Below are 14,288 nucleotides of genomic sequence, written 5' to 3'. Positions count from 1 at the left end.
CGAAATGTAGATAACCCTCTGATCGCGGCGATCAAGAGGGCGGGCCGGACAGTCAGCCGAGCGTCCGTTCGATCGCCTTGGCGGCCTGCCAGAGTTCTTCCATGCGTTCCAGCGTGGCAGCCTCCAGCGTCTCATTCGATTGTTGAAGAGACGTTTCTATATAATTGAACCGCCGCCTGAATTTTGTATTCGTGCCGCGAAGCGCCTCTTCCGGATCGGCTTTCACATGCCGGCCGATATTGACCAGCGCGAAGATGAGATCGCCGAGTTCGTCGGTAACCTTGTCCTGGTTTCCGTCGCGCAGAGCCTCGCGCAGTTCCCCGATCTCCTCCTCGATCTTGTCGAGGATCGGTTCGGCCGCCGACCAGTCGAAACCGACTTTTGCCGCCCGCTGCTGCAGCTTCAACGCCTCCGTCAGTGCCGGCTGGGCGCGGTGCACGCTTCCGAGGTATCCGAGCTTGAAATCCTCGGTCATGCCGCGACGCGCCCGCCGTTCGGCCCGCTCGCGCTTCTCTTCCGTCTTGATGTCGTCCCACTGCACTTTCACCGCATCCGGCGTCGCCGCGTCGGAGACGGCGAAGACGTGCGGATGACGGCGGATCATCTTTTTTGTGATCGCCTCAACGACATCGCCGAAGGAGAATTCGCCGGCTTCCTCGGCCATCCGGGCGTGGAAGACCACCTGCAGCAGCAAGTCACCGAGCTCCTCGCAGAGATCGTCCATGTCGTTGCGCTCGATCGCATCGGCGACCTCATAGGCCTCCTCGATCGTATAGGGCTTGATGGTCGAGAAATTCTGTTCGAGGTCCCAGGGGCAGCCGGTGACGGGTGTCCTGAGCGCCGCCATGATCTCGATCAGCCGCGAAATATCCTTCGATGCTTCCATCATCTTGTCCTTCAATGCCGGATGTCAGGCGAGCGGTATGGTGTTTTTGTCCTTGCTGGACTGGTAGACGCCGGAAAGCCCGTCATATCGGGCTTTGATCTGGGTCGTCTGGGTCTTGAGGTCCGAGCGGAGCGGCTCGCCTTCGCTCTCGACCAGATCGGCAATGGCGTAGGAATGCCAGAAGGCATTGTTGCGCCGATAACCACCTGGCTCCAGGCCGAAAACCTCTTTGAGGATCTTCAGGTCATGCGGAATGGCGAAGGCGTCGCGCGAATCCTCGTGGCTGAAAAAATAGTAGAAATTGTCGAAGCCGGCCCAGGTGATTGCCGACATGCACATCGTGCATGGTTCGTGAGTCGAGAGGAAAATCAGATCTTTGGTGGGAAGATCTCGTGTAGTTTCATAGAAACGCTTCAGCGTGTGCACTTCGCCATGCCAGAGCGGATTTTCGAGCTCGTTATTGGTCTCTGCTATCACCAGCGACAGGTCCGATTTCTTGAGGATTGCCGCGCCGAAAACCTTGTTGCCGGCTGCAACGCCCTTTTCAGTCAAGGACAGGATATCGTTTTCGATGACGTCGAGAAGGCGGGCGGCAATTGTCATGGGAACTCTTTATCGCAAGGTGTCTAGGCAGTTTATGGCGCGCAACAAGCCGATCGGGGCAAAAAACACTTTAGTCTACAGAAATACTGGAGAAATATCGTTTGCGGTGGCTTTTGCTCAAGAACCGGTTGATCGTAAAACAGAAATACCGGCTCGCAATCCAGTTTGCATATCCATTCCTTCAATTCCGATGCGTTATTGTGGATATTGCTGGCATATGATTCAGGATACCCGCATGTCACCAAGCCAACAACGCCTGTCGGTCTTCCCGGCTTTCTTCCGCGTCAGCGGACGGAGCGTTGTCGTGTTCGGCAACGGTGACGAAGCCTATGCCAAGGCCCGGCTGTTGCGCAACACCGATGCGGAGATCGTTGCTTACGTCTCCGCACCTGATGCGGACTATTCCGGCTGGCTGGCCGCTCAGCGCATCGACACCGTTCATTCGGATTTTTCGCCGGATCAGCTCGCAGATCAGGTCAAGGGCGCGGTGATGGTCTTTGCCGCAACCGGCGACGCCGCTCTGGATCGTGCAATCGTCATTGCCGCCCGCGCTGAAAAAATTCCCGCCAATGCGGTCGATCAGCCCGATTTCTGCGATTTCTACACGCCGGCCCTCGTCAACCGTGCGCCGGTCGCGATTGCCATCGGCACGGAAGGTGCCGGACCAGTTCTCGCCCAGATGATCCGCGCCCGCATCGATCAAATGCTGTCGCCGTCGCTCGGCGTTCTCGCCCGTCTCGCCGCAGAATATCGCGACGCCGCCGAACGCCTGGTGCCCCGCGGCGTGTCGCGCCGCATCTTCTGGCGTCGTTTCTTCTCGGCCGATGTCGCAAGCGCCGTCGATGCCAACGATATTGCCACCGCCCGCCGCTCGGCCAATGCGCTGCTGTCGACCATCGGACGCGCCGCGGGCCATGTCTGGCTGGTCGGCGCGGGTCCGGGTGCCGAGGACCTTTTGACGCTGCGTGCCCAGCGCGTGCTGATGGAAGCCGATGCGATCGTCTTTGACGCGCTGGTGCCGCAGGCGATCGTCGACATGGGGCGCCGAGACGCCGAGCGCCTGTCGGTCGGCAAGCGCAAGAACTGCCATTCGAAATCCCAGGACGAGATCAACAGGCTGCTGGTCAGGCTCGGCCGCGAAGGCAAGCGCGTCGTCCGCCTGAAGTCCGGCGATCCGCTGGTCTATGGCCGCGCCGGCGAGGAAATGGCGGCACTTCGCGACGCCGGCGTCGCTTACGAGATCGTACCGGGCATCACCTCGGCCTTTGCCGCCGCCGCCGATTTCGAGCTGCCGCTGACGCTGCGCGGCGTTGCCTCGTCGCTGATCTTCACCACGGGCCATGACCTGACGGGCGACGTCCTGCCCGACTGGGCAAGCCTTGCGATCTCCGGCGCCACGATCGCCGTCTATATGGGCCGCACGGTTGCCGCCTCCGTCGCCGAACGCCTGATGGGCGCCGGCCTTGCCCCGGAAACCACCGTCGCGGTGATCGAAAATGCCAGCCGCGCCGACCGCCGGCTCTTCCACGGCGTTCTTCGCGAGCTGCCGGACCTGGAAGCGCGCGACGATCTTTGCGGCCCGGTCATGGTGATCATCGGCGAAGCCGTCGCCGGTGCGAATTTCGAAAAGTCCGAACCGCTTTCTCATGGTAAGATTCCGGTTCGCGAGGAAATGGAACAGACAAGATGACCGACAAGGTTCTGACCGCCAACCGCCTTTCCGACGGCATCGCCGTCTGGCTCGATGCGAGCGGCCAATGGGTGGAAAACCTGCAGGACGCGATCGTCGCCCGCCATCCCGAGGCCGTGGCCTCGCTGGAAGCGATCGGCAAGCGCGATTTTGCGCAGAACCTGGTTGTTGACGTCGCCGTCATCGACGTGCAGGAGCAGGACGGCAAGCTTTGGCCGCTGCGTCTTCGCGAACGTATTCGTGCCCAGGGCCCGACCATGGAATATGCTGCCGGCTACCGCCCCGCCGATCCGGCCTTCATCGCAGTTTGAGGAAGTCATGTACCGTTACGACGAATTCGACCACGCTTTTGTTTCGAGCCGCGTGGAGCAGTTCCGCGATCAGGTCGGCCGCCGCCTCGCCGGTGAGCTGGCCGAGGACGCGTTCAAGCCGCTGCGCCTGATGAACGGGGTCTACCTGCAACTTCACGCCTATATGCTGCGCGTCGCGATCCCTTATGGGACGCTGAATGGCAGGCAGATGCGCATGCTCGCCCATATCGCCCGTAAATACGACCGCGGTTACGGCCATTTCACCACCCGCCAGAACATCCAGTACAACTGGCCGAAACTCTCCGACACGCCGGATATCCTTGCCGAGCTCGCAAGCGTCGAGATGCATGCGCTGCAGACCTCGGGCAACTGCATTCGCAACGTCACCGCCGACCATTTCGCCGGTGCTGCCGCCGACGAGGTCGCTGATCCCAGGCCTTATGCCGAAATCCTGCGCCAGTGGTCCTCGGTCCACCCCGAATTCTCTTATCTGCCCAGAAAATTCAAGATCGCCGTCACCGGCGCCGAGCGCGACCGCGCCGCGATCCAGGTGCATGATATCGGCCTGCACCTGAAGAAGAACGAGGCCGGGGAAATCGGTTTTGCTGTATATGTCGGCGGCGGGCAGGGCCGTACCCCGATGATCGCCAAGAAGATCAAGGATTTCCTCCCCGAGGAAGACCTGCTCTCCTACACGACCGCGATCATGCGCGTGTACAACCTGCACGGCCGCCGCGACAACAAATACAAGGCGCGCATCAAGATCCTCGTCCACGAGACCGGCGCCGAGGAACTGGCCCGCCAGGTGGAGGAGGAATTCTCCCATCTGCAGGGCACCGAGCTGAAGCTGCCGGAGAAGGACATCCAGGCGATCGCCGCCTATTTCGCGCCGCCGGCCTTGGCCGACCGCGCCGAAGGCTGGCCGCAGCTGGCCGGCTGGAAAAAGACCGACGAGAATTTCGCCCGCTGGGTCGACCAGAACGTGCAACCGCACAAGCATCCCGACTACGGCATGGTGACCATATCGCTGAAGCCGATCGGTGGCATTCCGGGCGACGCTTCCGACGTGCAGATGGATGCCATCGCCGATCTGGCAGAAGAGTTCGCCTTCGACGAGATCCGCATCAGCCACGAGCAGAACGTCATCCTGCCGCATGTGGCGCTGGCCGATCTCGAGCCGCTCTACCGCGCGCTGGTCGCCCATAATCTCGCAACCGCCAATGCCGGGCTGATCACCGACATCATCGCCTGTCCCGGCTTGGACTATTGCGCGCTGGCGAACGCCCGTTCGATCCCATTGTCGCAGGAAATCTCCACCCGCTTCGGTTCGCCGGAGCGTCAGGCGGATATCGGCGAGCTGAAGATCAAGATTTCCGGCTGCATCAATGCCTGCGGCCATCACCATGTCGGCCATATCGGCCTTCTGGGTGTCGAGAAGAAGGGCGCCGAGCTTTACCAGATCACGCTTGGCGGTTCCGGCGACGAGAACACCTCGATCGGCGAAATCATCGGCCGCGGTTTCGAGCCGAACAAGGTCACCGACGCGGTGGAAACCATCGTCGACACCTATCTCGGCCTTCGTACCTCGAAGGAGGAGACCTTCCTCGAAGCCTATCGCCGCGTCGGGCCGCAGCCTTTCAAGGAAGCGCTCTATGGCGACGCCAAGGCGGAGGCTGCGTAAATGACCAGACTTTGGAGAGAAACCGGCTTCGTCGAAAACGACCCCTGGGTGATCGAGACCGAGGAGGTGAAGGCGACCGAAGACCAGAAGGTGCTGCTGCCGCTCGACGAGATGATCGCCCGCGCCGAGGAGAGCAACGACGTCGGCCTCGGCGTGCTGATCCGCCCGGCGGACGACGTGCGCAAGCTCGAACCCTATCTCTACCGCATCGAGATCGTTGCGGTGGATTTCCCGGCCTTCAACGACGGCCGCGCCTTTTCGCATGCCTCGCTGCTGCGCGACCGGCTCGGCTACAGGAACGAGCTGCGCGCGGTCGGCGACGTGCTGATCGACCAGATCCCCCTGATGCTGCGCTGTGGCATCGACAGCTTTTCGGTGAAGAACGCCACGGCGCTGAAGCGGCTCGATGAGGGCCGGCTGCCAGGCATCGCCGAGCACTACCAGCCGACGGCCCGCCACGCCGAAAAGGGCGAGGGCTACAGCTGGCGGCGCCGCACCGTGACGGCCTGAGGCCAGGGGACAACCGGCCGAAAGGTGAATTTCCCGCACGTATTTTCTGAAAGGCCCGCGACAAAGGCACGCGGATGCCTTCAAATGCGGGACCAGATGGTATATTTCGCTTTTGCGAAGAACGACGAGACGAAGAGACCGATAGGCATGAACGCTCCAGCAAAGACGGAAGAATTCGCAGTGGCCCAGGTTCAGGCAAAGATCCCGGACGGCGTTTATGCCGAGACGGTGCTCGCCGTCGAACATTACACCGACCGCCTGTTCCGCTTCCGCATGACGCGGCCGGCCGGTTTCCGCTTCCGTTCGGGTGAGTTCGCGATGATCGGCCTGATGGTTGGCGATAAGCCGGTCTACCGCGCCTATTCGATCGCCAGCCCGGCCTGGGACGAAGAGCTCGAATTCTTCTCGATCAAGGTGCCGGACGGTCCGCTGACCTCGCACCTGCAGGCGATCAAGCCGGGCGACACGGTGCTGATGCGCAAGAAGCCGACCGGCACGCTGGTGCTCGACGCGCTGACGCCCGGCAAGCGGCTCTACATGTTCTCGACCGGCACCGGCATCGCGCCCTTCGCGAGCCTGATCCGCGACCCGGAGACCTACGAAAAGTTCGACGAGGTCATCCTCACCCATACCTGCCGCGACATCGCCGAGCTGAAATACGGTTTCGACCTGGTGCACGAGATCAACAACCACGAATTCCTGCACGAGATCGTCGGGGACAAACTCAAGCACTACCCGACCGTGACCCGCGAGGATTTCAAATATCGCGGCCGCATCACCGACCTGATCGAGAACGGCAAGCTGTTCACCGATCTCGGCGTCCCCGCGCTCGACCCGGCCGTCGACCGCGGCATGATCTGCGGCTCGACCGCGATGCTGAAGGACACCAAGGACCTGCTCGAAAAGGCCGGTCTCGTCGAAGGCTCGAACAACAAGCCCGGCGAGTTCGTCATCGAACGGGCGTTTGTGGGGTGAGACGCGACGGCCTGCGGCCGGCAAAACGCTCCAGTGGAGCGTTTTGAGCCTCGAACGCCCTGAGCCAAAGCGAAGGGCCGGGAGGCGGTGCGGCATACGCGACCCCCCGCACCATCTCACCGCCCCGATCCACTCCCTCTACTGCCCCCCATCGTCCTCCGGCAGGAACTCCCCGAACCTCTCGAACGCTCCCGCGATGCTGCGGGGAGGCGGGGCGGGTGGAGGAAGGCGGATGCGCCGCAGCCATCCCCGAACCGCGGGGCGGACCGCTTGGCTGTCGCAAAGCGCGGAGACGGCTGCGCAGGCGCCCTGCCTCAGCATGAAAGACTGTCCAGGGTCGACCACTCCCGGCAGACCCCGCCGCGCGGAGAAGCGCTCGGCGCAGAGGGCGGCGATCCGTTTCTGGACGATAAACAATTCGCGATGACAATCCTGCAGAACGCTGATGCAGGCGGGTTCGCCCGCGGTGGAGACTTCGGCGGTGCAATGCCCGGTCCGTCGGCACGCGCGGCGCCGGCAGATCTGCGGCATGCCGAGAGCATCGGCGAGGCGGCGGCTGATGCGGTCTTCGAGCGTTGCAGGACGCTCGCTGGGTAGTCGTTCTTCGGGCAATCGCTTTGTGGCCACGGGTTCCTCGGTCTGTCTCGGCATATGGACGGGAAGGGCGGGATCCATCGGACACACTCCTCCCTTGGCGATCCTCTGTTTTCGCTTCGTCCGCCCGAGGAGGGCGAAGCATGTGTCGGACGGGGCGCTGAAAGCTGCCTCGTAAGATAAGTAATAAGTGACACCTCTCAGCGCCCCGTTCGGCGGTTAATATCCGCGACTTCGGTCCCTCTGCGATGACGGGGGTTGTGGGAACGGTTGCGTGCCTCTCCGAAGAGGGTGTCATGCACGCTCGCAGACCAGGATGCCGCAGGCCATGACTGCCGCCCGGCATCGTCTTCCACCTGCACCGCACAATCCGGGTTTTTTCGAAAAACCCTCGGACGCCACGCGGCGCGGCCCCATCACCCTGTGTGCCTCACAGGCACGCCCGACGCACCATGACGGAAAACGAAACGAGAAGTCGGGTCCGACAGCTTTCTCATCCGTCCCGCGTCGCCGGAGGGAGACCATTTTCCGCGAACCCGAACGCCAAGGTTTTGCGTCTTGCCCTTGACGTCCGCGCCGGTCCCGCCTCGCCGGCACGCCTGCCGGTGTATCCGCGACGGAACGGGGGGATTTTAGGCACGGGCCGGGAGGGCGGGGATGAGAAACAGGCTAAGTGCCTGATGGGGCTAACGGGGACGTGTCGAATATGCCCCGGAAAGGCCGGCGTTTGGAGGGTGGATCCTCGGGTCAAGCCCGAGGATGACGCCGCTGGGTGGTATGCTCCGCCCCTTCCTCCGTCATCCTCGGGCTCGACCCGAGGATCCATCCGCCGTGCGTCTGCACGGCGAGAGGACATTTTTCGTGTCGAGGGAAGTAGAGTCTTACGCGCCGCCGACGCGGCGCTGCTGGATTCCTATGACAGGCACAGGAATGAGGGAGGAAAGGTACCGCCGAAAGGCCGCGGGGAGAAGTCCGGGCCGGAAAAAGGAGAAGTGGTGCCCCGCCGCGTAAAACCCGCCCCCTACTGCCCCAAAAGGTCGCGAAGGCTCCAGGGGTCGTCGCCGGACTGGTCGGCGATGTCGTCCACCTTCCAGCCGCCGTTTTCGCGCACCAGCGTATAGAAGAGCGTCGCCGAGCGTTTGCCGTTGCGGAAGGACACTTCCAGCTCGGCCCTGTTGCCGAGGACGATCGGCGGGGAAAGCTGGATATTGCTGGCGACGCCATCCTGCCCGGCAAGGATAGGATCGAAATCCACCGCCTCGCCATTCGCCGTCAGGCTCTCGTTGAGCGCATCGGAAAAATAGGCGGAATAGGGCGAGGGCGCATCGTCCTCGGCCGGGTCGATCGTATCGGCATAAAGCGATTTGATCAGCGCCTGCGGCGACTTGTAGACCCGCGCCTCGGCGCCGGCCGCAGCCAGCAGGGAAAACAGCAGTCCAAAGACGATGGCCGGCCTGCGCATGAATGAGTCGTTCCCCGTTTGGATGTGAGGAAATGCTTAGGGGATGGAGGGGTGGAAGGATAGGGGGGCAAAAAACTCAAAGGTTGTGTCGTTCCCTGGCCGGTATCCTGAAACCTGCGAGGAGTGGATCCAAGAGGGAAGGCATTTACCGCGATACCGGACCCCGGTAAGGGCAGAAAAACGGATTTTTCACCTCTCTACTTGGATAATCCATGTATAACCATATTGTCGAGAAAATCAGCTCCTAAGTTTCTTCAGGTGGGAAGGATTCGGTAGGTACTTGAAACTCCTCAGACGTCGCTTTTTGGAATTTTTTTAAGAATTTGAGCAGTTCGGTTAAATTGCCAATTGCTTCATTAGTCAAATTAACTAGCGTTTCCTTCTTAAAATTGAGCGTTTCAATGACGTTGGCGTGACGCTCAATTGTTTCCAAAGAAAGTACTTTTGTAAGGCTGTTGATTAGCGCGACAAAGTCATCAAATGGAACTGTTTTTATTACTGTTTCGTCGCCCGCAAACCTCAATGCCAAACGGTATCCAATTAATACATCAGGTCCGTTGATCGGCGGCACCAGATAAACTGTACTAGAGATGTTATCGATTGGGTCAAAACCAAGCGAGGAATATAGATCGTCACCTGTCGCATCTTCCTCTTCTGAAACGTAATTTTCGATTTTTTCAGCGACTTCTTTGCTATTGTCAGACACAGCATCATCCTAGTGAATCGACTTACTCCAGGAGTTTTTTAGAGGCTCCTCAGTCTTTGTTGCAGATAACTCGAAGCTTGATCGAGCTTGGAGCAATGTTTTTTTCTGAGTTACCTCATTATGCACTTTTGCCGATAACAGATTCTCTAAAGACGACACATCTTTCTCCACCCTTGTTGTGCGTAAATTCCGCTGAGCATCTGTTATTTTCGGCTCTATATAGTTCAATATAAACCTGTTCGATATAGTATCTTTTGAAGTGGTCACAAAAGAGTTTGATATCGATTGGGTGGCGCGCGAGATTTTCCGTGAAAACTGCAAGTCTGACGTAGGTGTATTTTTATTTATTTTCGAGATAATTCTCGAAGAATAGAATACCACAAAAGCAAACCACGTTAGGGATATTGCGACATATATCATTCTTCCCCACTCCTTTGAATTACGCCGGCGCATGCAAGGCTTAACACCCACAAGAATAATATTGCACATATGAAAACAGCATACGGATCCGGTCGAAAACTAATCGTACCGTTTTCGGAAATTCCAAAAATGTCGGTTTTGATGGCAACAAAAAGAAAAATTGTTACTATCACTATCCCAATCTCAAATTTGGCAGTGTTATAGCTTAAAAGCTTCAAGCGAATAATTTCCGCAACTACCGCTATCGTAATTGCAAAAATCAGCGTCGATATTGGAATATAAATTTGGCTCAGGGCGTCAAATTTCAGGGAATATCCCATTGCTACGCTGATGGCTGCTCCAAAAAATTGTGTGGAGTGCGGTATGGATCGAAGCTAAATGCTTCATCATGTTCCTCAGAAACGAATGCTTTATGCTTTAATATATCCATCGCGAATCCGAAATGCAACGTAAGATCGTCAATCCTAGGTAGAAGTGCGGGGCGTAAATCTCCATCCGCATTCCTTCAATTAGGCTATCCTCGTGGCAGCGATTTATCCTAGCATACCTTGCGCCGAATCGGCTTTGAATCCCATGTCATCGGTCCCTTTTGTCGCTACCTGAAACGGCCTAGCCATTAACCGAAAATAGCATTCTGTTGGCGAGTTAAAAGCAGCCTCTCGACTCTCAAGTTTAGTCGGTGAAGATCGAATGTCAGGCGCGGAAACTCTGGCTCAGTTTCAATTGGAAAGTATTCCAAACTGGTCACCGCCCAGGCCGCCCAGTCTTCCCCTTCGTCCGGCTCTTCCGCTTCTGCTCCCCCGCATCCTCATAACTTCCCGCGCCGACCTTGCCGCGCACGAGAGGGCGGGGGTCGTCGGTGGATCCTCGGGTCAATCCTCGGGTTGAACCCGAGGACGAGGATGACGGCGTTGAGGTTGCCGATGACGGCTTCGGCGGAAGCTTGCCGGTGACCGGTTTTTCTGTGCGGCCGACGGTCATTTCGTCGAGGTCGTTCTTGCGGAACAGCGATGGCTTGGCGGGTTCGGCGATGTCGCGGCCCATGTCGTCGAGGTTGGGCTTGGCGAAGAGGGAGGTCGAGGGTGTGGTTTCCCCCTCATCCGCCCTTCGGGCACCTTCTCCCCCTTGGGTAGAAGGGGACTCGCGGCGGGGTTTTGCTCCGCCTTTGCCGTTTCCAGCCTTGCCGTTTGCCTTGCCATTACCGCCTTCGACTGCCCTGGCTTCGTCGCGGGCGATCGGGTCGTCCATGACGGCGAGTTCGGCGGCCTTGAGGCGTTTGATTTCGTCGCGCAGGCGGGCGGCCTTTTCGAAGTCGAGGTCGGCGGCGGCGTCGCGCATCGATTTTTCCAGCGCGTTGAGATGGGCCTGCAGATTGTTGCCGACCAGGTGGCCGCCATCGGCAAAACCCTTGCCGGAGACGCCGGAAATGTCGGCGCGGACGTGGTCGCGCTCGTAGACCGAGTCGAGGATGTCGGAAATCCTGGCCTTCACCGATTCCGGCGTGATGCCGTTGGCGGTGTTGTATTCCATCTGCTTTTCGCGGCGGCGGGCGGTTTCGTCCATGGCGCGCTGCATCGAGCCGGTGATCTTGTCGGCATAAAGGATGACCTTGCCGTCGACGTTACGCGCGGCTCGCCCGATGGTCTGAATAAGGGACGTTTCCGAGCGCAAAAAGCCTTCCTTGTCGGCGTCGAGGATGGCGACGAAGGCGCATTCGGGAATGTCGAGGCCTTCGCGCAGCAGGTTGATGCCGACCAGCACGTCGAAGGCGCCCAGCCGCAGGTCGCGGATGATCTCGATACGCTCCAGCGTGTCGATGTCCGAGTGCATGTAGCGGACGCGCACGCCCTGTTCATGCAGGTATTCGGTCAAATCTTCGGCCATGCGCTTGGTGAGCACCGTACACAGCGTCCGATAGCCCTTGGCGGCGGTCTCGCGGATTTCGCCGAGCACGTCGTCGACCTGGGAGCGGGCGGAACGGACTTCCACCGGCGGGTCGATCAGGCCGGTGGGGCGGATCACCTGTTCGGCGAACACGCCGCCGGACTGTTCCATTTCCCAGTTGCCGGGGGTGGCCGAGACGGCGACGGTGAGCGGGCGCATCGCATCCCATTCCTCGAAGCGCAGCGGCCGGTTGTCCATGCAGGACGGCAGGCGGAAGCCGTATTCGGCGAGCGTCGCCTTCCGGCGGAAGTCGCCCCGGTACATGCCGCCGATCTGGCTGACCGAGACATGGCTTTCGTCGATGAACAGCAGGGCGTTGTCGGGGATGTATTCGAACAGGGTCGGCGGCGGCTCGCCGGGATTGCGGCCGGTCAGGTAACGCGAATAGTTCTCGATGCCGGCGCAGGAGCCGGTCGCCTCCAGCATCTCGATATCGTAGCGGGTGCGCTGCTCCAGCCGCTGGGCTTCGAGCAGGCGGCCGCCCTTTTCGAGCTCGGCAAGCCGCAGCTTGAGCTCCTCCTTGATCGCCTTGATGGCGCCGTTGAGGGTGGGGCGCGGGGTGACATAGTGCGAATTGGCGTAGATCTTGACCGATTTCAGGTCGCCGACCTTGTGGCCGGTGAGCGGATCGAACTCGGTGATCGAATCGATCTCGTCGCCGAACATCGAGATACGCCAGGCGGCATCCTCCAGGTGGGCCGGGAAGATTTCAATCGTATCGCCGCGCACGCGAAAAGAGCCGCGCACGAAATTGATGTCCTGGCGCTTGTATTGCTGGGCCACCAAGTCTGCCAACAATTGACGTTGATCCAATCGGTCGCCGACCGACATCTGGAAGGTCATCGCCGTATAGGTCTCGACCGAGCCGATACCATAGATGCAGGAGACCGAGGCGACGATGATGCAGTCGTCGCGCTCCAGCAGCGAGCGGGTGGCCGAGTGGCGCATCCGGTCGATCTGTTCGTTGATCGAGGATTCCTTCTCGATGAACGTGTCGGAGCGCGGCACATAGGCTTCCGGCTGATAATAGTCGTAATAGGAGACGAAATATTCGACCGCGTTGTCGGGGAAGAAGTTCTTGAACTCGGAATAGAGCTGCGCCGCCAGCGTCTTGTTGGGCGCGAGGATCACGGCCGGGCGCTGGGTTGCCTCGATCACCTTGGCCATGGTGAAGGTTTTTCCGGAGCCGGTGACGCCGAGCAGGACCTGGGAACGCTCGTTGTCGTTGATGCCCGCCACCAGGTCGCGGATGGCGGTCGGCTGGTCGCCGGCCGGCTCGTAGTCGGACGACATCCGGATGGTGACGCCGCCCTCGGACTTTTCCGGCCGAGCAGGGCGGTGCGGCGTCCACAGCTTGCCGTCCTTGAACAGCGGATTGCCGCTCTCGATCAGCGCCGACAGCGCCTCGACGGTGGCGGTGACCGCGCCGGAGGCAAGGTTCTCGGCATCCTCCAGCGACGTATCCATGCCGGCGACTGGGTTGAGGCCGGCGCGGGCGCGAGTCTTCGGATCCGACGAGGCGCCGATCGACACGCCGCGGGCGGTCTTCGAGGCGGTGGTGTTCTTGGCCGTGGTCGGGGCCGACTTGGCGGCCTTGATGGCTTCCTCGCGCGCCGCGATCTCTATTCTCTTGCGGTGCTTGCCGGCCTTCGAAGCGATCTCGCGCTGCGTCTCGACGCCGGAGGCTTCCGCCTCGGCTTCAAGCTGCTTCACCCAGTCGGAAACGCTGCCCGAGAGCGGTGCACCCTCGAACGACGATTGCGGGGCTTCCTCGAAACCCTCGTGATTTTTCGGGTTCGAGGCGGGCGATTTTTTCGGTGATCTGGCCATGCCGCGAATATGGAGAGACTCGTCGCGAAAGTGAAGAGGGGCAGGTCACAAAACGAGTACAAAAGGGAAACGGATTTTTGGGGTGCGGGGAGGTTACGCCACCTGGCGCTCGGTGACGGCGCGGCGGCTTTCGATCCAGCCGGGGATGCGTTCGGCCGGCATCGGGCGGCCGAAGAAATAGCCCTGGGCGAACTGGCAGCCGAGCGCCTTCAGGGCGTTTGCCTCTTCCTCGCTCTCGACGCCTTCGACCACCACCTCCATCGACAGCGCCCGTCCGAGGCCGGCCATGGCGCCGACGATTTCCTGGTTCTGGCGGCTTTGATGCACGTTGGTGATGAACCGTCGGTCGAGCTTCAGCCGGTCGACCTTGAGCGCCACGAGATAGGCGAGCGAGGAATGGCCGGCGCCGAAATCGTCGACGGCGAGCTTGTACCCGGAGCGCTCGATGCGCTTGAGCTGCTCGCCGGCAACCAGCGTGTCGAGGATCGCCTCCTCGGTGATCTCGATCTCGAACAGCGCCGGATCGATGCAATGGGCCGAGGTGATGCAATCGAGCACGTCGGTGACCGAATAGAGGTCGAACTCGCGCGGCGAGACGTTGATGGCAACCGTCGCCCGCGGCAGGCCGAGCGAGGGCAGGCGGGTGAGCAGCCGGCAGGCGGCTTCCGCGACCGTC

Annotated in this window: 13 protein-coding genes; 5 read left to right on the top strand and 8 right to left on the bottom strand. The window is 60.4% G+C overall.

Translation table 11 applies throughout. The annotated features are described in order from the left end of the window. Positions 1 to 52: 52 nt before the first annotated feature. Together mazG and MOV63_RS23320 are read right to left on the bottom strand one after the other, a co-directional pair. Positions 53 to 886, bottom strand: a complete 834-nt coding sequence (gene mazG, locus MOV63_RS23325; protein WP_247037351.1) for a nucleoside triphosphate pyrophosphohydrolase — start codon at positions 884 to 886, stop codon at positions 53 to 55. Between the two features lie 24 nt (positions 887 to 910). Then, positions 911 to 1,489 (bottom strand): deaminase, encoded by a 579-nt coding sequence (locus MOV63_RS23320; protein WP_247037295.1) that lies wholly within the window; start codon positions 1,487 to 1,489, stop codon positions 911 to 913. A gap of 235 nt (positions 1,490 to 1,724) precedes the next feature. On the opposite strand from MOV63_RS23320, the gene cysG reads away from it, so the two are divergent. From cysG to MOV63_RS23295, 5 genes are all read left to right on the top strand, one after another. Further along, positions 1,725 to 3,179 (top strand): siroheme synthase CysG, encoded by a 1,455-nt coding sequence (cysG, locus tag MOV63_RS23315; RefSeq protein ID WP_247037293.1) that lies wholly within the window; start codon positions 1,725 to 1,727, stop codon positions 3,177 to 3,179. Next, positions 3,176 to 3,490, top strand: coding sequence for a DUF2849 domain-containing protein (locus MOV63_RS23310; RefSeq protein ID WP_038542676.1), 315 nt, complete (start codon positions 3,176 to 3,178; stop codon positions 3,488 to 3,490). The genes cysG and MOV63_RS23310 overlap by 4 nt, the downstream gene beginning before the upstream one ends. A gap of 7 nt (positions 3,491 to 3,497) precedes the next feature. Continuing rightward, the gene (locus MOV63_RS23305; RefSeq protein WP_247037292.1) at positions 3,498 to 5,171 is read left to right on the top strand and encodes a nitrite/sulfite reductase; all 1,674 of its coding nucleotides are present in this window, start codon (positions 3,498 to 3,500) and stop codon (positions 5,169 to 5,171) included. Further along, complete coding sequence (locus MOV63_RS23300; RefSeq protein ID WP_247037290.1) at positions 5,172 to 5,681, top strand: DUF934 domain-containing protein; 510 nt, start codon at positions 5,172 to 5,174, stop codon at positions 5,679 to 5,681. It begins immediately after the preceding gene. Positions 5,682 to 5,828: 147 nt separating this feature from the next. Then, entirely contained in the window at positions 5,829 to 6,656 is an 828-nt protein-coding gene (locus MOV63_RS23295) for a ferredoxin--NADP reductase (RefSeq protein ID WP_247037288.1), read from the top strand. Between the two features lie 138 nt (positions 6,657 to 6,794). Here MOV63_RS23295 and MOV63_RS23290 read toward each other — a convergent pair whose 3' ends face one another. From MOV63_RS23290 to MOV63_RS23265, 6 genes are all read right to left on the bottom strand, one after another. Further along, positions 6,795 to 7,331, bottom strand: coding sequence for a hypothetical protein (locus MOV63_RS23290; protein WP_247037285.1), 537 nt, complete (start codon positions 7,329 to 7,331; stop codon positions 6,795 to 6,797). A gap of 940 nt (positions 7,332 to 8,271) precedes the next feature. After that, entirely contained in the window at positions 8,272 to 8,712 is a 441-nt protein-coding gene (locus MOV63_RS23285; protein WP_247037284.1) for a YbjP/YqhG family protein, read from the bottom strand. Between the two features lie 244 nt (positions 8,713 to 8,956). Further along, positions 8,957 to 9,418: a hypothetical protein gene (locus MOV63_RS23280; protein ID WP_247037281.1), complete on the bottom strand. Its 462-nt coding sequence runs from the start codon at positions 9,416 to 9,418 to the stop codon at positions 8,957 to 8,959. A gap of 416 nt (positions 9,419 to 9,834) precedes the next feature. Continuing rightward, positions 9,835 to 10,158: a hypothetical protein gene (locus tag MOV63_RS23275; protein ID WP_247037279.1), complete on the bottom strand. Its 324-nt coding sequence runs from the start codon at positions 10,156 to 10,158 to the stop codon at positions 9,835 to 9,837. 424 nt (positions 10,159 to 10,582) lie between these two features. After that, the gene (gene uvrB, locus MOV63_RS23270) at positions 10,583 to 13,612 is read right to left on the bottom strand and encodes an excinuclease ABC subunit UvrB (protein WP_247037277.1); all 3,030 of its coding nucleotides are present in this window, start codon (positions 13,610 to 13,612) and stop codon (positions 10,583 to 10,585) included. A gap of 93 nt (positions 13,613 to 13,705) precedes the next feature. Continuing rightward, positions 13,706 to 14,288: EAL domain-containing protein (locus tag MOV63_RS23265; protein WP_247037275.1), on the bottom strand; the 583-nt coding region annotated here is incomplete at its 5' end.

The sequence above is a fragment of the Neorhizobium sp. SHOUNA12A genome (genome assembly GCF_023006505.1).
Lineage (GTDB): Bacteria > Pseudomonadota > Alphaproteobacteria > Rhizobiales > Rhizobiaceae > Neorhizobium.
Note: the sequence above shows the minus strand (reverse complement) of the source record. Positions and strands in the feature narration are given on the sequence as shown.